At 50.5% G+C, this 18,095-nt stretch carries 20 protein-coding genes; 9 read left to right on the top strand and 11 right to left on the bottom strand.

The genetic code is table 11. The features are described from left to right. Positions 1 to 90: 90 nt before the first annotated feature. A complete protein-coding gene (gene glpX, locus M975_RS19535) occupies positions 91 to 1,101 on the top strand; it encodes a class II fructose-bisphosphatase (protein WP_064561528.1) in 1,011 nt (336 codons plus the stop codon). A gap of 98 nt (positions 1,102 to 1,199) precedes the next feature. Continuing rightward, positions 1,200 to 1,946 (top strand): ferredoxin--NADP(+) reductase, encoded by a 747-nt coding sequence (fpr, locus tag M975_RS19530; protein ID WP_064561527.1) that lies wholly within the window; start codon positions 1,200 to 1,202, stop codon positions 1,944 to 1,946. A gap of 2 nt (positions 1,947 to 1,948) precedes the next feature. On the opposite strand, the gene M975_RS19525 is transcribed toward fpr, so the two are convergent. Next, on the bottom strand, positions 1,949 to 2,368 hold the full coding sequence (locus M975_RS19525) for a DUF805 domain-containing protein (RefSeq protein WP_064561526.1): 420 nt from the start codon (positions 2,366 to 2,368) through the stop codon (positions 1,949 to 1,951). A gap of 114 nt (positions 2,369 to 2,482) precedes the next feature. Here M975_RS19525 and M975_RS19520 point away from each other — a divergent pair, with 114 nt between their 5' ends. Both M975_RS19520 and tpiA read left to right on the top strand, forming a co-directional pair. Beyond that, entirely contained in the window at positions 2,483 to 3,082 is a 600-nt protein-coding gene (locus M975_RS19520; RefSeq protein ID WP_064561525.1) for a YiiQ family protein, read from the top strand. Between the two features lie 235 nt (positions 3,083 to 3,317). Next, the gene (gene tpiA / locus M975_RS19515) at positions 3,318 to 4,085 is read left to right on the top strand and encodes a triose-phosphate isomerase (RefSeq protein ID WP_064561524.1); all 768 of its coding nucleotides are present in this window, start codon (positions 3,318 to 3,320) and stop codon (positions 4,083 to 4,085) included. Positions 4,086 to 4,131: 46 nt separating this feature from the next. Here the strand turns inward: tpiA and M975_RS19510 are convergent, their stop codons facing one another. The 5 genes from M975_RS19510 to cpxP all read right to left on the bottom strand — a co-directional run bounded on the left by M975_RS19510 (position 4,132) and on the right by cpxP (position 8,938). Then, complete coding sequence (locus M975_RS19510; protein ID WP_064561523.1) at positions 4,132 to 4,890, bottom strand: CDP-diacylglycerol diphosphatase; 759 nt, start codon at positions 4,888 to 4,890, stop codon at positions 4,132 to 4,134. A 95-nt stretch (positions 4,891 to 4,985) separates the two neighbouring features. Beyond that, complete coding sequence (locus M975_RS19505) at positions 4,986 to 5,975, bottom strand: sulfate ABC transporter substrate-binding protein (RefSeq protein ID WP_064515056.1); 990 nt, start codon at positions 5,973 to 5,975, stop codon at positions 4,986 to 4,988. Positions 5,976 to 6,252: 277 nt separating this feature from the next. Further along, positions 6,253 to 7,215, bottom strand: coding sequence for a 6-phosphofructokinase (gene pfkA, locus M975_RS19500; RefSeq protein WP_064561522.1), 963 nt, complete (start codon positions 7,213 to 7,215; stop codon positions 6,253 to 6,255). A 183-nt stretch (positions 7,216 to 7,398) separates the two neighbouring features. Next, the gene (gene fieF / locus M975_RS19495) at positions 7,399 to 8,301 is read right to left on the bottom strand and encodes a CDF family cation-efflux transporter FieF (protein ID WP_064561521.1); all 903 of its coding nucleotides are present in this window, start codon (positions 8,299 to 8,301) and stop codon (positions 7,399 to 7,401) included. A gap of 124 nt (positions 8,302 to 8,425) precedes the next feature. After that, a complete protein-coding gene (gene cpxP, locus M975_RS19490; RefSeq protein ID WP_064561520.1) occupies positions 8,426 to 8,938 on the bottom strand; it encodes a cell-envelope stress modulator CpxP in 513 nt (170 codons plus the stop codon). Positions 8,939 to 9,088: 150 nt separating this feature from the next. On the opposite strand from cpxP, the gene cpxR reads away from it, so the two are divergent. From cpxR to trmL, 3 genes are all read left to right on the top strand, one after another. After that, entirely contained in the window at positions 9,089 to 9,787 is a 699-nt protein-coding gene (gene cpxR, locus M975_RS19485) for an envelope stress response regulator transcription factor CpxR (RefSeq protein WP_034461436.1), read from the top strand. After that, the gene (gene cpxA / locus M975_RS19480; RefSeq protein WP_064515048.1) at positions 9,784 to 11,154 is read left to right on the top strand and encodes an envelope stress sensor histidine kinase CpxA; all 1,371 of its coding nucleotides are present in this window, start codon (positions 9,784 to 9,786) and stop codon (positions 11,152 to 11,154) included. The genes cpxR and cpxA overlap by 4 nt, the downstream gene beginning before the upstream one ends. A gap of 89 nt (positions 11,155 to 11,243) precedes the next feature. Beyond that, positions 11,244 to 11,717 (top strand): tRNA (uridine(34)/cytosine(34)/5-carboxymethylaminomethyluridine(34)-2'-O)-methyltransferase TrmL, encoded by a 474-nt coding sequence (gene trmL / locus M975_RS19475; protein WP_064515046.1) that lies wholly within the window; start codon positions 11,244 to 11,246, stop codon positions 11,715 to 11,717. Here trmL and cysE read toward each other — a convergent pair. The 5 genes from cysE to M975_RS19450 form a co-directional block, all read right to left on the bottom strand. Beyond that, positions 11,714 to 12,535, bottom strand: a complete 822-nt coding sequence (gene cysE / locus M975_RS19470; protein WP_034500031.1) for a serine O-acetyltransferase — start codon at positions 12,533 to 12,535, stop codon at positions 11,714 to 11,716. The two genes, trmL and cysE, sit on opposite strands and share 4 nt — an antisense overlap. 212 nt (positions 12,536 to 12,747) lie before the next feature. Then, positions 12,748 to 13,767 carry an NAD(P)H-dependent glycerol-3-phosphate dehydrogenase gene (gene gpsA / locus M975_RS19465; protein WP_064515044.1) on the bottom strand — a complete coding sequence of 340 codons (1,020 nt, stop codon included), beginning with the start codon at positions 13,765 to 13,767 and terminating at the stop codon, positions 12,748 to 12,750. After that, positions 13,767 to 14,240 (bottom strand): protein-export chaperone SecB, encoded by a 474-nt coding sequence (gene secB, locus M975_RS19460; protein ID WP_034461441.1) that lies wholly within the window; start codon positions 14,238 to 14,240, stop codon positions 13,767 to 13,769. The genes gpsA and secB overlap by 1 nt, the downstream gene beginning before the upstream one ends. Before the next feature lie 61 nt (positions 14,241 to 14,301). Continuing rightward, positions 14,302 to 14,553 (bottom strand): glutaredoxin 3, encoded by a 252-nt coding sequence (gene grxC / locus M975_RS19455; protein WP_064515041.1) that lies wholly within the window; start codon positions 14,551 to 14,553, stop codon positions 14,302 to 14,304. A 24-nt stretch (positions 14,554 to 14,577) separates the two neighbouring features. Then, complete coding sequence (locus M975_RS19450) at positions 14,578 to 15,009, bottom strand: rhodanese-like domain-containing protein (RefSeq protein ID WP_064515039.1); 432 nt, start codon at positions 15,007 to 15,009, stop codon at positions 14,578 to 14,580. Positions 15,010 to 15,254: 245 nt separating this feature from the next. Here M975_RS19450 and gpmM point away from each other — a divergent pair, with 245 nt between their 5' ends. Together gpmM and envC are read left to right on the top strand one after the other, a co-directional pair. Next, positions 15,255 to 16,802: a 2,3-bisphosphoglycerate-independent phosphoglycerate mutase gene (gpmM, locus tag M975_RS19445; protein ID WP_064561519.1), complete on the top strand. Its 1,548-nt coding sequence runs from the start codon at positions 15,255 to 15,257 to the stop codon at positions 16,800 to 16,802. 9 nt (positions 16,803 to 16,811) lie between these two features. Next, entirely contained in the window at positions 16,812 to 18,095 is a 1,284-nt protein-coding gene (gene envC, locus M975_RS19440) for a murein hydrolase activator EnvC (protein WP_064561518.1), read from the top strand.

Here is an 18,095-nt window from a genome sequence, read left to right as displayed (position 1 = left end):
CACCCTAACCCTCTCCCACCGGGAGAGGGGATCACCCTACCCCGCCTGTGCTAAACTCCGTCCCAATTAGGCTTGCTAAATGAGTGTGCAATGAGACGAGAACTTGCGATTGAATTTTCCCGCGTAACTGAAGCCGCAGCACTGGCAGGTTATAAATGGTTGGGTCGTGGCGACAAAAACACGGCGGATGGCGCAGCCGTTCACGCCATGCGTATCATGCTTAATCAGGTCAACATTGATGGCCAGATTGTGATTGGCGAAGGGGAAATCGACGAAGCGCCGATGCTCTACATTGGCGAAAAAGTCGGGACCGGCCAGGGCGATGCGGTCGATATCGCGGTTGACCCGATTGAAGGCACACGCATGACCGCAATGGGTCAGGCCAACGCGCTGGCCGTGCTGGCGGTGGGCGATAAAGGCAGCTTCCTCAATGCGCCTGACATGTACATGGAAAAACTGATTGTTGGCCCTGGTGCTAAAGGCATTATCGACCTCAATCTGCCACTGGCTGAAAACCTCTATAACATTGCTGTTGCACTCAACAAACCGCTGAGTGAACTCACTGTGACCATTCTTGCCAAACCGCGCCACGACGCCACCATTGCTGAACTGCAAAAACTTGGCGTGCGTGTTTTCGCCATCCCTGATGGTGATGTTGCGGCATCCATTCTGACCTGTATGCCGGATAGCGAAGTCGATGTGATGTACGGTATCGGCGGCGCGCCTGAAGGGGTGATTTCCGCAGCCGTCATTCGTGCTTTAGATGGCGATATGCAAGGCCGCCTGTTGGCACGTCACCACGTTAAAGGCGATAGCAACGAAAACCGTCTTATCGGTGAGAAAGAGCTGGAACGCTGCAAAGCGATGGGCATTGAAGCGGGCGTGGTATTAAAACTCGACGATATGGCGCGTAACGACAACGTTATTTTCTCCGCCACCGGTATTACCAAAGGTGATTTGCTGGATGGGATTACCCGCAAAGGGAATATGGCGACCACCGAAACGCTGCTGATCCGTGGCAAATCGCGCACCATTCGCCGCATCAAATCGATTCACTATCTCGACCGCAAAGACCCGGACGTTCAAACACATATTCTGTAAGACTGCCGTTTGTCTGATAGAGCTTTCCAGCTCATACGGGCTGGAAATCACTCAAGATTGTGGTGAAGATAGGGAAAAAGAAACACAAGGGGAAGGTCATGGCGGAATGGGTCACAGGTAAAGTCACTCAAGTTCAATACTGGACGGACGCTCTATTTAGTCTCACTGTTCATGCGCCAGTCGCTCCTTTTGCTGCCGGGCAATTTACCAAGCTTGGAATGGAGATTGACGGTGAGCGCGTGCAGCGTGCTTATTCCTACGTCAATGCGCCGAGCGATCCCAATCTTGAGTTTTATCTGGTCACCGTACCAGAAGGCAAACTCAGCCCACGACTGCATGCTCTGCAACCCGGCGATGAAATTATGCTGGTGAGTGAAGCGGCTGGTTTCTTTGTGCTGGATGAAATACCGGATTGCCAGACGTTATGGATGCTGGCGACAGGCACAGCATTAGGGCCCTATCTTTCGATTTTGCAGGAAGGTAAAGGCCTCGAGCGTTTCGAGAATATCGTTTTGCTTCATGCTGTGCGTTATGCGCAAGATTTGAGTTATTTGCCATTAATGCAAAAACTCCAGCAGCAATACGAAGGGAAACTACGCATTCAGACAGTGGTGAGCCGGGAATCACTTCCGGGTTCACTCACCGGCCGAGTGCCTGCACTTATCGAAAGCGGTGAGCTGGAAGCGGCTGTCGGTCTGCCGATGAATACCGAGACGAGCCATGTAATGTTGTGCGGTAACCCGCAGATGGTGCGTGATACGCAGCAGTTACTGAAAGACACCCGGCAGATGACCAAACATTTGCGCCGCCGACCGGGTCATATGACTGCTGAACACTACTGGTAACGTTAGCGGTACTTCACTTCAATGGTATCTTTGCCAAATCTGTTTTCACCCTGGGTGCCAACAAATGCGCCCAGGTCCATGATAATCATCACCAGAATCAGTGTCGGAATAAAACGCCCGAGCCCCCATTGTGCCAAAGTGCCGAATGTTTCCCAGTTGCCGGCCAACAGCAGCCATGCAGGAATAAACAGCAGCGCCCACCAACCTTTTTTATTACGATCGTGCAGACGTTTCACAATTACGGCGGCCGTCGGTATCAATGAGCCCGATAAAAAGAAACCGGCGGTGGAATAAGGCATAATTTCAGCACCCGCGAGGGTGAAGAGAATGATCAGCGCGATTAACCAAACGCCAATCCAAATCCAGAAGTCACGGCGTCCAATACGTCCGTTAAAAGAGAACAGCCATTGCTGTATGGTCATGGTAAGGTCCATTTTATTGTTTAGCGCCGTAGTGTACCCTGGCTAAGCCGGGTTTTGACAAGCCAACGGAATGCCGATTTAATCGGAATGCAGAATTCACAGGAGAATGTGTCGATGAGACATCTGTTTGCAGCTCTGGCTTTACTGACGCTACCCGCTGCGGTGGTGTGGGCCGATCCGCCTTCAGACTCCACCTCAACGCTACAGGCCGCGCCATATTTACTGGCGGGAGCGCCAACGTTCGATATGAACATTACGCAGTTTCGGGAGAAGTTTAACGCCGCAAACCCGACGTTGCCGATCAACGAATTTCGCGCCATCGAGTCCAGTACCGATGAAGCTAATCTGATGCGTGCAGCCAGTAAAATCAACGAAAACCTTTATACATCCAGCGCATTAGAGCGCGGCACGCTGAAGATAAAGTCTATCCAGATAACGTGGTTGCCCATTCAAGGGCCAGAACAAAAAGCGGCACGCGCAAAAGCTTCTGAATATATGGCAGCACTGATTCGCACCTTTACTTCGTCGCTTTCAAAAGCGCAAAGCATGGCAAAACTCACCAAATTGCTAAGCGATGGGAAGAACAAACGTTATTACGCACAAACAGATGGCGCGATTCGCTATGTTGTCGCTGATAACGGCGAAAAAGGGCTTACCTTCGCAGTTGAACCGATTAAGCTGACGCTATCTGAAACACTCAACAACGGCGAATAAATGACAAAAAGCAAAGCCTTTCGCCTGCTGAGTCTCTATACCCAAAATAATTCGAGTTGCAACGCGGCGGCAAGAGCATAAATCCCTATGAGCTTACAAAAGTAAGTGATTAGGGTGAGTGATCGCAGCCAACAAAGATGCAACTTGAAGTATGTCGGGTATATACTGTTTCACAGACCATGCTGCCCTAAGTGGCAGCAATTCTTTTATTAGTTTGACCTTGTGGAGAATTAAGATGCGACATCCTTTGGTGATGGGTAACTGGAAACTGAACGGCAGCAAGCACATGGTACACGAGCTGATTGCTGGCTTACGCAAAGAACTGGCTGGCGTTGCTGGCTGTGGCGTTGCTATCGCTCCTCCAACAATGTACCTGGACCTGGCTAAACACGCAGCTTCCGGTAGCCACATCATTCTTGGTGCCCAGAACGTAGACCTGAACCTGTCTGGCGCATTCACTGGCGAAGTTTCTGCCGAGATGCTGAAAGATGTTGGTGCTAAATACATCATCATCGGTCACTCCGAGCGTCGTACTTACCACGCCGAGTCTGACGAGCTGATCGCTAAGAAATTCGCCATTCTGAAAGAAGTTGGCCTGATCCCAGTTCTTTGCATCGGTGAAACTGAAGCAGAAAACGAAGCGGGCAAAACTGAAGAAGTTTGCGCACGTCAGATTGATGCAGTTCTGAAAACTCAGGGCGCAAGCGCATTCGAAGGCGTTGTAATAGCTTACGAACCAGTATGGGCAATCGGTACTGGCAAATCAGCAACTCCTGCTCAAGCTCAGGCAGTTCACAAATTCATTCGTGACCATATCGCTAAAGCTGATGCGAACGTTGCTGAACAAGTGATCATCCAGTATGGCGGTTCCGTAAACGATAAAAATGCAGCAGAGCTGTTTGCTCAGCCAGACATCGACGGCGCGCTGGTTGGCGGTGCATCTCTGAAAGCTGATGCATTTGCAGTTATCGTTAAAGCTGCAGCTGAAGCGAAAAAAGCGTAAGTTTCTCGCTTGAAGATATTAAGGCTCTGCTCCGGCAGGGCCTTTTTTATTTCAGTAATCCGCAATCGTGATCTTGTAGCTGTTCGGCAGAGGCCAGATTCAGACGCAGTAAATTCCGCTCCGTCGCCAACGCTATCCACTCCCCACCTGGCAATTTCGCCATCGCCAGACTGTAACGCCCCATCTGATCGCGCGCCTGCGGAACCTGAGAGGCCAGCAGCATAAATGGGCCACGTTGCGAAAACTCTGTTTCACTGACCTTTCTTGCAATGTACTTATTCCCAGCCAATGGCTCCGGGAACGCCTGCCATTGGCTGTTCAGACTATCGACATACTGGTTTATCTGGCCACGCACATCAGCCCTGAGACAAGAAATATGGATGTGTAATTGATTCTGGGTACGCCCAGTCGTGGAATTAATGGTGAGAGAAATGGCGTTATCAGGAACTTGAGTTCCCCGACGCTGGCTCATCACATTGCGTTCTTGCCAGGCAAGCCAGAAGAAGTTAGCGGTTTTTGGCTGCAATAAATCAGGGCTTTCCATGCCTTTCATTTTTGCTGTCGGCAACAGCAGATATTGCAGCGGGCCGTTAATATCTTTCAGCAATACGAGCCCCGATTGCAGATCTACTTTGGTACAAGGCTCTGGGTTGTGGTTGTCGCGCTGATGGGGAACACATTGCTGGCTGACGATACGCCAAAGCGCATCCGGGTGATGCAGATATTGCCGGAGACTAAACCCACATACTGCGACAACAGCTAACAAAAGGATAAAGAGAATTATCGTACGACGGCGCAGCAGCATACAAAACCTCAGACACAGTGAGAGGGCTGCTCAGCGTAACGCAAACTACGGTGGTCTCAAAAGCAAAACGGCCCCTTTCGGGGCCGTTGTAAAACTTAACGCTGACTAATCTGGTCGAAAGTTCCGCCATTGGCGAAGTGCTCTTTCTGGGCTTTCGCCCAACCGCCAAACTCTTCATCGATGGTGAACAATTTAAGTTTAGGGAAGACGTTTTCATACTTCTTCGCCACTTCAGCATTGCGTGGGCGATAGTAGTTTTTGGCTACAATTTCCTGACCTTGCGGGGAATAAAGGTATTTCAGGTACTCTTCAGCCACTTTCTGAGTGCCTTTCTTCTCTGTCACTTTATCTACGACTGAAACAGTAGGCTCAGCAAGAATCGACTCGCTCGGCGTGACGATTTCAAACTTGTCTTTACCTAACTCGTTGGTCGCCAGGAACGCTTCGTTTTCCCAGGCAATCAGCACGTCGCCGATACCACGCTCAACAAAAGTACTGGTTGAACCGCGAGCACCTGAATCCAACACTTCAACGTTCTTATACAGCGCTTTCACGAAATCCTGCGCTTTGGCCTGATCGTTGTTGTTGTGATGCAGAGCGTAGCCCCAGGCTGCCAGATAGTTCCAGCGTGCACCGCCTGAACTTTTAGGGTTCGGCGTGATAACAGAAACGCCCGGTTTAATCAGGTCATTCCAGTCATGAATTTGTTTCGGGTTGCCTTTGCGCACCAGGAAAACGATGGTCGAAGTGTAAGGTGCGGAGTTGTCTGGCAGGCGTTTAATCCAGTTTTTGTCGATACGACCGCGTTCAGCGATGGCGTCCACGTCGTAGGCCAGAGCCAAAGTCACCACGTCAGCTTCGATACCGTTGATAACGGATGTCGCTTGTTTGCCTGAGCCGCCGTGAGACTGGCGAACCACCACGTTATCACCGGTTTGTTGTTTCCAGTGAGCACTGAACGCCTTGTTATACTCGTCATAAAGTTCGCGAGTGGGATCGTAAGAGACATTAAGTAACTGAATGTCTTTCGCTAATACACTTGTAGACGCCAACAGTAATGTAAGTCCAACTCCCCACTTATTCATTTTTCGCTCTCTTTAATCAGATTTGATAAAAGCAGCGTGCCAGAAATTTAACCATTCATTAAAGAATAAAAAAAGATTGGCTATAACAATCGAGCATATACCCAAAATAATTCGAGTTGCATCGCGGTGGCAAGAGAACGAGTCCCGATGAGCTTAGTAAACTAAGTGATTAGGGTGAGTGAACGTAGACAACAAAGATGCGGCTTGAAGTATGACGGGTATATAACAGACAACAAAAAGCCGGGTTGCCCCGGCTTCAATTTTCACTGCTCGTGAATTAGTACAGTTTCTTAGCGCAATCCAGCCAATCACCTTTGAACGGACGCTTCATGTTTTCGATAGCGTCGATGATGTCATGGTGAACCAGCTTCTCATTCTGAATGCCTACGCAACGACCGCCGTGGCCTTGCTGCAGGAGCTCGATAGAGTAAGCGCCCATGCGGGAAGCCAGAATGCGATCGTAAGCAACCGGTGAACCACCGCGCTGAATGTGGCCCAAAACGGTAGCGCGTGTTTCGCGTTTAGTTTCCGTCTCGATATATTGAGCCAGTTCGTCGATGTCGCAGATGTGCTCAGTAATAGCGACGATTGCGTGCTTTTTACCTTTAGCGATACCCGCTTTGATTTCTTCAACCAGGTCTTCGCGATTAAACTCAACTTCTGGCAGAACAACAAACTCGCAACCACCGGCAATAGACGCCGCTAAGGTCAGGTCGCCACAGTAACGACCCATCACTTCCACGATAGAAATACGCTGGTGGGAGGAAGAGGTGTCACGCAGGCGGTCGATTGCTTCCACGACTGTTTCCAGAGCGGTGAAGAAACCGATAGTGTAATCGGTGCCTTTGATATCGTTATCAATGGTGCCCGGCAGGCCGATGCATGGGAAGCCCATTTCGGTCAGACGCATCGCACCCATATAGGAACCGTCGCCGCCGATAACAACCAGCGCATCAATACCGCGTTTTTTCAAATTCTCGATAGCGACTTCACGGATTTTCTCATCACGGAACTCCGGGAAACGAGCGGAACCCAGGAATGTGCCGCCACGGTTAATCATATCGGACACGCTGTAGCGGTCCAGATTCACCATGCGGTCTTCATAAAGTCCCAGATAACCATCATAAACACCTACGACTTCCAGGCCTTCCGACAATGCTGCACGCACAACACCACGAATCGCAGCGTTCATACCCGGCGCATCACCGCCACTCGTCAACACACCAATTTTTTTGATCATGACTACCTCTGAACTTTTGAATGCAAATTAATCCTGTTGCCGGAAACGGCCTGCGGCATGCCGAGGCGTCGACTTTGCTACAAATAGTATAACAACCGCTTCTTGCTGAATTGATTCAGGTCAGGCCATAAGTCGTACTTTATCCAAAAAACATCGACTACGTCTGACTTTTATAACGAATATTTAAAGCTCAAAATGGCCTTGCTGCTGCGTCGGAACAACCGAGCAGGGGTCCTGGTGAATAATCACATCTGACCCAGGGAAACGACGTAAAATCGCTTGTTCCACTTGTTCGGCAATCACATGCGCCTGAACCAGCGGGAGATTGTCTTCCATTTCGATATGAACTTGAATAAAGCGGGTCGGCCCTGACTGCCGCGTACGTAAATCATGCGCCCCTTTCACACCGGGCCATGCATTGATGATATCAATAATTGCCTGACGTTCGTCATCGGGTAATGCACGGTCTAGCAGAGACTGCACTGCCTCATGCCCCATACGAATCGCGTTATATAAAATATAGACGCCGATCCCTAACGCAAATATTGAATCTGCACGGTGCCAGCCATACCAGGACAGTGCCAGAGCAACCAGAATTGCTCCGTTCATCATAACATCAGACTGATAATGAAGCATATCTGCCCGGACTGCCTGGCTTTGTGTCTTCCGAACAACCCAGCGCTGGAAAGTCACAAGTATCAGTGTGCTAAATAATGCAATAACTGTAACCACCACACCGACTAACGGCTGCTTCATCTGCGACGGCTCGGCTAAATGCTGGAATCCGGTCAAGAACAGGAACAGCGCTGAGCCAGAAATAAACATACTTTGAGCGAGTGCGGCCAGTGATTCCGCTTTGCCATGGCCAAAAGTATGTTCTTCATCCGCAGGTTGCAGTGAGTAACGCACGACAAGAAGGTTAGTCAGCGATGCAGCAATGTCCACCAGCGAATCCACCAATGCCGCCAGAATACTGACCGAACCGGTATACCACCAGGCGAAAATCTTGATCAAAAGTAACAGCGATGCCATTACCGTCGCAGCAATTGCCGCACGGCTGACCAGCTTCCCATATTGTTGATTCATAGGGGCTCCAGCGAATGATTGCTGGCTAGTATAGCGGATTCATCCGAACCTTCAGGCAAAAAAAACCCGCCGGTTAAGGCGGGGAAGACAGGGATGGTGTCTATGGCAAGGAAAACAGGGTTTGTTACTGGTTACTACGCTTACTGCTACTACTCAGTGCCTGCATCGAAGACATCTGTTGCAGGTCCGCCAGTTCACGGAACTGATCCATGCGCTGTTGGTGTTTGTCATTTAAAACGGCCTGTTGCTCAGGACTTAACAAGCGGTACATTTGGTTGCGTACTTTCGCCATTTCAACCTGGCGAGCCACTTGTTCTTGTGCCATTTTTTCAGCCTGGGCACGCACTGCCGTTTCATCAAAATTATTAGCGATGACCAGATTATGCATGGTCTCCATTTCGCTTACATTCACGGGTGGGCTATCATGCCGTGCCCGTTGCATTAGATCGCGCATTTGTTGGCGCTGTTGTTCGGTAAGGTTTATTCCCTCGAACATGTGGCTCTGAAGGTTATTACGCTTCACTAAACCTTCACCGCCCTGGTACCAGTTATCGCTGGCCGGTAAGTCTCTGGCCTGGCAAGCCAGGGTTACCAGAGTCAATGTAGAGGCCATGACGGCAGCGGTAACATTGCGCATCACTTGCTCCTGATATCATCTGTGCTGCGATTCAACGAGATTCAGTCTACGATTCCCGCTGCAAACTAGCGTCAGGGGGTGTAAAACAACGTAAAGTCATAGATTAGCTCGCCTTGATGACGTAATTTCTGCCTCGGAGGTAATTTAACAATGAATAAAATTCTGCTAGTTGATGATGACCGAGAGCTTACTTCCCTGTTAAAGGAACTGCTCGACATGGAAGGTTTTAACGTAATTGTTGCCCACGACGGTGAACAAGCGTTGGAGCTCCTTGATGACACCATTGACCTTTTATTGCTCGACGTAATGATGCCGAAGAAAAATGGCATTGATACGTTGAAAGAGTTGCGTCAATCACACCAGACCCCAGTCATTATGCTAACAGCGCGAGGAAGTGAGCTCGATCGCGTGCTGGGCCTTGAACTGGGTGCAGATGACTATCTGCCTAAACCATTCAACGATCGTGAACTGGTGGCCCGTATACGCGCTATTTTGCGTCGTTCACACTGGAGCGAGCAGCAACAAAACAGTGACAGTGGCTCACCGACTGTCGAAGTTGACGGTTTAAGCCTGAATCCTGGACGTCAGGAAGCAAGCTTTGATGGACAGGCACTGGATTTGACCGGGACTGAATTCACCCTGCTCTATTTGCTGGCACAGCATCTGGGTCAGGTGGTTTCACGCGAACATTTAAGCCAGGAAGTTCTGGGTAAACGCCTGACACCTTTCGACCGCGCAATCGACATGCATATTTCCAATTTGCGTCGTAAATTGCCGGACCGTAAAGATGGGCATCCGTGGTTTAAAACATTACGTGGCCGCGGCTACCTGATGGTGTCTGCTTCATGATAAGTAGCCTTACCGCGCGTATTTTTGCCATCTTCTGGTTGACGTTGGCGTTAGTGCTGATGCTAGTGCTGATGCTGCCTAAACTGGATTCGCGTCAAATGACCGAATTGATGGAGAATGAGCAACGTCAAGGCATCATGATTGAACAGCATGTCGAAGCGGAACTTGAAAACGATCCACCCAACGACCTGATGTGGTGGCGTCGTTTGTTCCGGGCCATTGATAAATGGGCACCACCGGGACAGCGTTTATTACTTGTGACCAGCGAAGGGCGAGTGATTGGCGCCCAGCGCAATGAAATGCAGATCATTCGTAACTTTATCGGCCAGTCCGATAACTCGGATCATCCGCAAAAGAAAAAATATGGTCGTGTCGAATTGGTAGGGCCATTCTCCGTGCGAGATGGCGAAGATAACTACCAGCTCTACCTGATTCGCCCTGCAAGTAACTCCCAATCTGATTTTATTAACCTGCTGTTTGATAGACCTTTACTGTTACTCATCGTCACCATGCTGGTCAGTTCACCGCTGCTGTTATGGCTGGCGTGGAGCCTGGCAAAACCAGCGCGTAAGTTGAAAAATGCTGCGGATGAAGTAGCCCAGGGGAATTTGCGTCAGCACCCTGAACTCGAATCCGGGCCGCAAGAATTTCTCGCAGCCGGCGCCAGCTTTAACCAGATGATTACCGCGCTGGAAAGAATGATGACAAGCCAGCAACGGCTGTTGTCCGATATCTCTCACGAATTGCGTACCCCATTGACGCGCCTGCAATTAGGCACAGCATTGCTGCGACGTAAAACCGGTGAAAGCAAAGAACTGGAACGTATCGAAACCGAAGCTCAGCGTCTGGACGGTATGATCAACGACCTGTTGGTTATGTCCCGCAATCAGCAAAAAAATGCGCTGGCGAGTGAGACAATGAAAGCCAATCAGATCTGGTCTGAAGTGCTGGATAACGCGGCTTTCGAAGCGGAGCAAATGGGTAAATCACTCGAAGTGACCTACCCGCCTGGCCCGTGGCTGATGTACGGCAACCCGAACTCACTGGAAAGTGCGCTGGAAAATATTGTCCGTAACGCATTACGTTATTCGCACACGAAAATTGCCGTTAATTTCTCCGTGGATAATCAAGGCATTACTGTCACGGTAGATGATGATGGCCCAGGCGTGAGCCCGGAAGATCGTGAACAAATATTCCGTCCGTTCTACCGCACAGATGAAGCGCGCGATCGCGAATCTGGTGGTACCGGTCTGGGGTTAGCGATTGTCGAAACTGCCGTTCAGCAACATCGTGGCTGGGTGAAAGCCGATGACAGCCCGTTGGGTGGATTGCGATTAGTGCTTTGGCTGCCGCTTTATCATCGTTAATTTTTCGCCATAAAGAACAGGTCCTTCGGGGCCTGTTTTCCTTCCTGGCATAAATTGATATTCTGCGCGCCAGGTCTTATGGGGGCAGTATGCTAAATATCGTTTTGTTTGAACCAGAAATCCCACCCAATACCGGGAATATTATTCGTCTATGCGCCAATACCGGCTTCCGGTTGCATATCATCGAGCCGACAGGCTTTGGCTGGGACGATAAGCGACTGCGCCGTGCTGGTCTGGATTATCATGAGTTTGCCGCCGTGAATCGCCATCACAACTATGACGCATTTTTAGCGGCGGAAAACCCACAGCGAATTTTTGCATTAACCACAAAGGGTACGCCTGCGCACAGCGCAGTAAGCTATCAGGATGGGGATTATTTGGTGTTTGGCCCGGAAACGCGCGGCCTGCCAGCAACGATTCTTGATGCTTTGCCTGCTGAGCAAAAAATCCGTATTCCTATGATGCCGGACAGCCGCAGCATGAATTTATCGAATGCAGTATCGGTGGTGGTGTATGAAGCGTGGCGCCAGCTTGGTTACCCCGGCGCCGTGCTGAGAAGCTAGATTCCGTCGCCGTACTCGAAACCATTGTTAGCACCGTTAAAGTGCTGATCCATATCAATGGCAGGCATATCGCTTTCAGGCTTGCCAACAATTCGCGCAGGAACGCCAGCCGCCGTGGTATGAGGCGGCACTGGCTGTAACACTACAGAGCCTGCGCCAATTTTTGCCCCACGCCCAATTTCAATGTTGCCGAGGATTTTCGCCCCGGCACCAATCATCACGCCTTCACGAATTTTCGGGTGGCGGTCGCCGCTGGTTTTGCCCGTACCGCCCAAGGTAACAGACTGCAAAATCGACACATCGTTTTCAACGATAGCGGTTTCACCGATCACAATGCCAGTTGCGTGATCGAGCATGATCCCGCAGCCAATTTTCGCCGCCGGGTGAATATCTACCTGAAATGAAACCGAAACCTGATTTTGCAGGAATATCGCCAGAGCCCTGCGTCCTTCTTTCCACAGCCAATGGCCGATACGGTAGGACTGCAACGCATGAAAACCTTTCAGGTATAACAGCGGAGTGGAATATTTATCGACTGCCGGGTCACGGGTGCGCACGGCCTGAATATCGCAGGCAGCGGAAGCAATCATTTGTGGTTCTGCCGCGTATGCCTCTTCGACAACTTCACGAATCGCAATGGCAGGCATAATCGGGGAGGCTAGCTTATTAGCGAGCATGTAGCTCAGCGCGCTGCCGAGGTTTTCGTGCTTGAGGAGAGTTGCGTGGTAAAAACTGGCCAACATTGGTTCACAATCGGCAAGCGCTCGTGCTTCGGCTTTAATGTTGTTCCATACCAGATCCAGTTCTTCAGACGACATTGCTCTCTCCAGACAGAAAAACAGCGCCCGGCACAAAGTACCGGAACGCTTCAGTTATTGCGGTTGTGTTGTTCCATCAATTGTATCTATACCCAAAATAATTCGAGTGGCATCGCGGCGGCAAGAGAACGAGTCCCGATGAGCTTACATAAGTAAGTGATTCGGGTGAGTTCACGCAGCCAACAAAGATGCGGCTTGAAGTATGATGGGTATTAACTACCGCTCCGCTCATCCTTGCGAGTACGACCAAGCAAAGTCAATGCTGCCTCGCGCGCGTTTTTTCCGCAATACAATACCTGATAAATTTCCTCGGTTATTGGCATTTCAACGCCAAAACGCGCCGCCAACTCCCGAACTTCTTTGGTATTACGGTAACCTTCAACCACTTGGCCAATTTTCTGCTGTGCCGAATCCACATCCGCACCCTGCCCCAGCGCCATGCCGAAGCGACGGTTACGAGATTGGTTATCGGTACACGTCAATACCAGGTCACCCAGGCCAGCCATTCCCATAAACGTTTCAGGGTCAGCGCCTAAAGCAGTGCCAAGACGTGTCATTTCCGCAAGACCGCGAGTGATTAGCGCCGTACGAGCATTCGCACCGAAGCCAATACCGTCAGACATACCCGCACCAATCGCAATCACGTTCTTCACCGCACCGCCCAACTGCACACCGATGAAATCCGGGTTGCTGTAAACACGGAAGCTTTTTCCGCAGTGCAGCAACTGCTGGAGATCCTGAGCGAAGGTTTCGTCGGTTGCTGCCAGCGCAATTGCCGTTGGTAAACCAGCTGCCAGCTCTTTGGCAAAGGTAGGGCCGGAAATCACCGCCAGAGGAATATCATCCCCTAACGCTTCACGCGCCACGTCTTGCAACAGACGACCTGTTTCCGCTTCCAGACCTTTAGTCGCCCAGACGATACGAGCATCAGCACGCATCAGCGGTTTAATTTGACGCAGCACTTCGCCAAATACATGGCTCGGTACGACTACCAGAATATTACGACTGGCCGCCAAAGCTTTCGCTAAGTCGCTTTCAAGGTGAAGAGTGTCAGGGAAAGGTACGTCAGGAAGAAACGCGGCATTACAGCGATCGGCCTGCAATACAGCAAGGTGTTTAGGGTCATGGCCCCACAGAACAACGTGGTGACCATTACGCGCCAGTGTGATGGCAAGAGCGGTGCCGTACGAGCCGGCACCGATCACAGTCATTGAAGCATTAAGGCTGTTCATCAGGCATCCTGATGGTTTTCAGCACCTTCGCCTTCGCCAGATTGCTGCTGCAGGTAGCTCATGAACAGCGCATCGAAGTTAACCGGTGCAAGGTTCAGCTGCGGGAAGGTGCCACGAGAAACCAGGCTAGTGATTGCTTCACGTGCATAAGGGAACAGAATGTTCGGGCAGTACGCACCCAGGCAATGTGCCATCTGCGGACCTTCGATCCCACCGATGGAGAAGATACCAGCCTGCTGAACTTCACACAGGAACGCAGTGTCTTCGCCCAGTGTTGCGGTCACGGTTACACGCAACACAACTTCATAAACATCGTCTGCCAGTTGGCTTGAAGCTGTATCGAGATCCAGCTTCACTTCAGGCTGCCAGTCTTTCTGGAATACGTGTGGTGCATTTGGTGCTTCGAAAGAGATGTCCTTGGTGTAGACACGCTGAATCTGGAAAGCCATTTCTGTGTTGTTTTGTTCTGACATTGTTAAACCCTTAAAAAATTAATACGTCCTTTAAACGGCAGTAAGCGACAAAGGAACTGCACTAGCGCAGCAGGGGATCGAGTCCACCACGAGCGTCGAGTGCATACAAGTCATCGCAACCACCAATGTGCTGCGCATCAATAAAAATCTGCGGCACTGTGGTTCGCCCACTGCGTTTAATCATCTCTTCACGCTTAACAGCATCGCCATCAATCGCTAATTCCTGAAACTTGACCCCTTTGCTTTGCAGCAGGTCTTTTGCACGGTGGCAAAATGGACAGGTTGCTTTAGTGTAGATTTCAATATTCGCCATGGTTTTACCCCAGTGTGCGTAGCATTATTTACCGCGAACTAATGGCAGGTTTTCCCCGCTCCAGCCAGCAATACCTTCTTTCAGCAAAGTCACCTTTTCAAAACCAGCTTTCGTCAATAACGCTGCTGATTCCTGAGAGGAAATACCATTACCACAAACAACGATCACAGGCTGTGCTTTATGTTTTTCCAGCTCACCGAAGTTGCCACTTTTAATATCAGCGGTCAGTACATTCAATGAGTTAGCGATATGACCTTTACGGTAATCATCACGTGAACGCACGTCGACGACAACGGCGTCTTCTTTGTTGATAAGGCGTGTTGCTTCACCACGGGTGATGACCTTAACTTTAGAGGTCAAACCTTTAAAGGTCATGAAAAGTACGGCGGCCAGTAAGCCAACCCACGCCAGACTAAGTATGGGATGGCGACTCACGAATTGCATAATTTCTTGCATGGGGGGGTGTAACTCCCGACTAAGTAATATGAAAAAACCAGGTGAGGAGTATACATTTGCGTTGTGCCAAATACAGCCAGTCTGCGCCAGGTAATGTAGATTCTGCGGACTGTTACGAAAAAAATTACCGCAACGACGTAAAACCGATCACAATCCAGCCTCTTTCTTTGATCTTCTGCGGCTATTTACCCCGCAGCCTGTAGTAAAATTACGCAAATTTTGTCTTTGACTTAGAGGTTGTCGCAATGTCAGTTACTAAAAAACCTATGGTTCTGGTGATTCTTGATGGTTATGGTCACCGCGAAGAGCAGCAGGATAACGCTATTCTGAATGCTAAAACCCCGGTTATGGATAGCCTGTGGGCTCAGCGTCCACATACTTTGATCAACGCATCTGGCCTGGAAGTCGGTCTGCCAGAAGGCCAAATGGGTAACTCCGAAGTTGGCCACGTAAACCTCGGCGCAGGCCGTATTGTTTACCAGGACTTGACTCGTCTGGACGTTGAAATTAAAGAACGTACTTTCTTCGCAAACCCTACGCTGACTGCGGCAGTAGACAAAGCGGTTGCTGCTGGTAAAGCAGTACACATCATGGGTCTGGCTTCAGCCGGTGGCGTTCACAGCCACGAAGAACACATTCTGGCAATGATTGAGCTGGCTGCTGAACGTGGCGCAGAAGCAATCTACCTGCACGCATTCCTGGATGGCCGCGATACACCACCGCGCAGCGCTGAATCCTCTCTGAAGAAGTTTGCTGACAAATTTGCCGCACTGGGCAAAGGCCGCGTTGCGTCTCTGATTGGCCGTTACTACGCTATGGACCGCGACAACCGTTGGGATCGCGTTGAACTGGCTTACGACCTGCTGACTCTGGCTCAAGGCGAATACCAGGCAGAATCCGCTATTGCGGGTCTGGAAGCCGCATACGCTCGCGATGAGAACGATGAATTCGTTAAACCAACTGTTATTCGTGCTGAAGGCGAAGCAGACGCAGCAATGAACGATGGCGATGCGCTGATCTTCATGAACTTCCGTGCTGACCGTGCTCGTCAAATCACCCGTACTTTCGTTAACGCTGACTTCGACGGTTTTGCTCGTAAGAAAGTGGTTAACTTCGGTGATTTCGTGATGCTGACTGAATATGCAGCGGATATCAAAGCCGCTTGTGCTTACCCACCAGCTTCACTGAGCAACACCTTCGGTGAGTGGATGGCGAAGCATGACAAAACCCAGCTGCGTATTTCCGAAACTGAAAAATATGCTCACGTTACCTTCTTCTATAACGGTGGCGTTGAAGAACCGTTTGCTGGCGAAGACCGCATTCTGATTAACTCCCCGAAAGTTGCTACATACGATCTGCAACCAGAAATGAGTTCTGTAGAGCTGACCGAAAAACTGCTGGCAGCGATCAACAGCGGCAAATACGACACCATCATTTGTAACTATCCAAATGGTGATATGGTCGGGCATACCGGTGTTTACGAAGCAGCTATCGCAGCTATCGAAGCGCTGGACCAGTGTATTGCTCAGGTTGTTTCCGCCGTTGAAAACGTGGGTGGGCAGTTGCTGATCACCGCTGACCACGGTAACGCAGAACAGATGGCTGACCCGGCGACTGGCCAGGCGCACACCGCGCATACCAGCCTGCCTGTTCCATTGATTTATGTGGGCAATCGTAGTGTGAAAGCGGTAGAAGGCGGCAAGCTTTCTGATATCGCACCGACGATGTTGAACCTGATGGGTATGGAAATCCCGCAAGAGATGACTGGCAAGCCGCTGTTCATCGTGGAATAATCCCTCCCCATGAGGGGAAAGGCGATTTTTTCAATAACATGGGCCGTGAAAACGAAGCTGTTTTCAGTCAGGCCTGTGATGTACGCCAGCGTGTTAAGCGCTGGCGTATTGTTATGCCCCATGATCAGCCATGCCGACGATCGCGCCGAGTTAAAATCTATCCAGCAGGATATTGCGACTAAAGAGCGTGCGGTCCGCCAGCAACAGCAGCAACGTTCAACATTACTCGCCCAACTCCAGGCACAAGAAAAAGCCATTGCCGAAGCCAGCCGCAAGCTGCGCGACACGCAAAATACGCTTGCCGAACTCAACAGCCAAATCGACACCATGAATGCTTCACTCGCGAAACTGCAAAAGCAGCAGGCTTCGCAGGAACGCAACCTGGCCGCTCAGCTCGATGCATCTTTCCGTCAGGGCCAACATACCGGTATTCAGCTGATTTTAAGCGGTGAAGAGAGTCAGCGTGGGCAACGTTTACAGGCTTACTTTGGTTACCTGAACGCTGCACGCCAGGAAACGATTGAAGGGCTGAAGCAAACCAAAGCGGAAGTGGCGACGCAAAAAGAGAGTCTGGAATCCAAGCAAACCGAACAGCAAACGTTGCTTTACGAGCAACAAGCTCAGCAAACTAAGCTTGAAAGCGCGCGTAACGAGCGCAAGAAAACACTGTCGACGCTCGAATCCTCTTTGCAGCAAGACCAGCAAAAGCTGAGTGAAATGCGCCAGAACCAGTCGCGTCTCCAGGGGCAGATTGCCCGTGCGGAAGCCGCTGCGAAAGCAAGAGCAGAAAAAGAAGCGCGTGAAGCTGAGCAAGTTAAAACTCGCCAAAAGGAAGCAACCAGCAAAGGCAGCACCTACAAACCAACAGAAAGCGAACGCTCACTGATTTCGCGTACAGGTGGTCTCGGCGCTCCACGCGGGCAAGCATTCTGGCCGGTACGCGGTTCAATTCTGCATCGCTATGGCGAACAGCTCCAGGGTGAGCTACGTTGGAAAGGGATTGTTATCGCCGCAGGTGAAGGCACTGAAGTTAAAGCCATCGCTGATGGGCGCGTGATCCTTGCCGACTGGTTGCAGGGTTACGGCCTCGTTGTTGTAGTTGAACACGGCAAAGGCGATATGAGTTTGTACGGTTACAACCAAAGTGCGTTGGTTAACGTTGGAACACAAGTTCGCGCCGGCCAGGCTATCGCTCTGGTGGGTAACAGTGGTGGTCAGGGCCGCCCGTCACTTTATTTCGAAATTCGTCGCCAGGGCCAGGCAGTCAATCCACAACCGTGGTTGGGAAGATAA

The sequence above is a fragment of the Buttiauxella brennerae ATCC 51605 genome, assembly GCF_001654925.1.
GTDB lineage: Bacteria > Pseudomonadota > Gammaproteobacteria > Enterobacterales > Enterobacteriaceae > Buttiauxella > Buttiauxella brennerae.
This window is presented reverse-complemented; position numbering and strand designations above follow the sequence as displayed.

Bases quoted from the DNA above. Each gene is read 5' to 3' on its own strand.
- M975_RS19450 (WP_064515039.1), bottom strand. From the start codon at position 15,009: ATGCAAGAAATTATGCAATTCGTGAGTCGCCATCCCATACTTAGTCTG.
- pfkA (WP_064561522.1), bottom strand. From the start codon at position 7,215: ATGATCAAAAAAATTGGTGTGTTGACGAGTGGCGGTGATGCGCCGGGT.
- M975_RS19525 (WP_064561526.1), bottom strand. From the start codon at position 2,368: ATGACCATACAGCAATGGCTGTTCTCTTTTAACGGACGTATTGGACGC.
- cpxP (WP_064561520.1), bottom strand. From the start codon at position 8,938: ATGCGCAATGTTACCGCTGCCGTCATGGCCTCTACATTGACTCTGGTA.
- fpr (WP_064561527.1), top strand. From the start codon at position 1,200: ATGGCGGAATGGGTCACAGGTAAAGTCACTCAAGTTCAATACTGGACG.
- grxC (WP_064515041.1), bottom strand. From the start codon at position 14,553: ATGGCGAATATTGAAATCTACACTAAAGCAACCTGTCCATTTTGCCAC.
- tpiA (WP_064561524.1), top strand. From the start codon at position 3,318: ATGCGACATCCTTTGGTGATGGGTAACTGGAAACTGAACGGCAGCAAG.
- M975_RS19520 (WP_064561525.1), top strand. From the start codon at position 2,483: ATGAGACATCTGTTTGCAGCTCTGGCTTTACTGACGCTACCCGCTGCG.
- secB (WP_034461441.1), bottom strand. From the start codon at position 14,240: ATGTCAGAACAAAACAACACAGAAATGGCTTTCCAGATTCAGCGTGTC.
- cysE (WP_034500031.1), bottom strand. From the start codon at position 12,535: ATGTCGTCTGAAGAACTGGATCTGGTATGGAACAACATTAAAGCCGAA.
- glpX (WP_064561528.1), top strand. From the start codon at position 91: ATGAGACGAGAACTTGCGATTGAATTTTCCCGCGTAACTGAAGCCGCA.
- M975_RS19505 (WP_064515056.1), bottom strand. From the start codon at position 5,975: ATGAATAAGTGGGGAGTTGGACTTACATTACTGTTGGCGTCTACAAGT.
- envC (WP_064561518.1), top strand. From the start codon at position 16,812: ATGAGGGGAAAGGCGATTTTTTCAATAACATGGGCCGTGAAAACGAAG.
- cpxA (WP_064515048.1), top strand. From the start codon at position 9,784: ATGATAAGTAGCCTTACCGCGCGTATTTTTGCCATCTTCTGGTTGACG.
- trmL (WP_064515046.1), top strand. From the start codon at position 11,244: ATGCTAAATATCGTTTTGTTTGAACCAGAAATCCCACCCAATACCGGG.
- gpmM (WP_064561519.1), top strand. From the start codon at position 15,255: ATGTCAGTTACTAAAAAACCTATGGTTCTGGTGATTCTTGATGGTTAT.
- cpxR (WP_034461436.1), top strand. From the start codon at position 9,089: ATGAATAAAATTCTGCTAGTTGATGATGACCGAGAGCTTACTTCCCTG.
- fieF (WP_064561521.1), bottom strand. From the start codon at position 8,301: ATGAATCAACAATATGGGAAGCTGGTCAGCCGTGCGGCAATTGCTGCG.
- M975_RS19510 (WP_064561523.1), bottom strand. From the start codon at position 4,890: ATGCTGCTGCGCCGTCGTACGATAATTCTCTTTATCCTTTTGTTAGCT.
- gpsA (WP_064515044.1), bottom strand. From the start codon at position 13,767: ATGAACAGCCTTAATGCTTCAATGACTGTGATCGGTGCCGGCTCGTAC.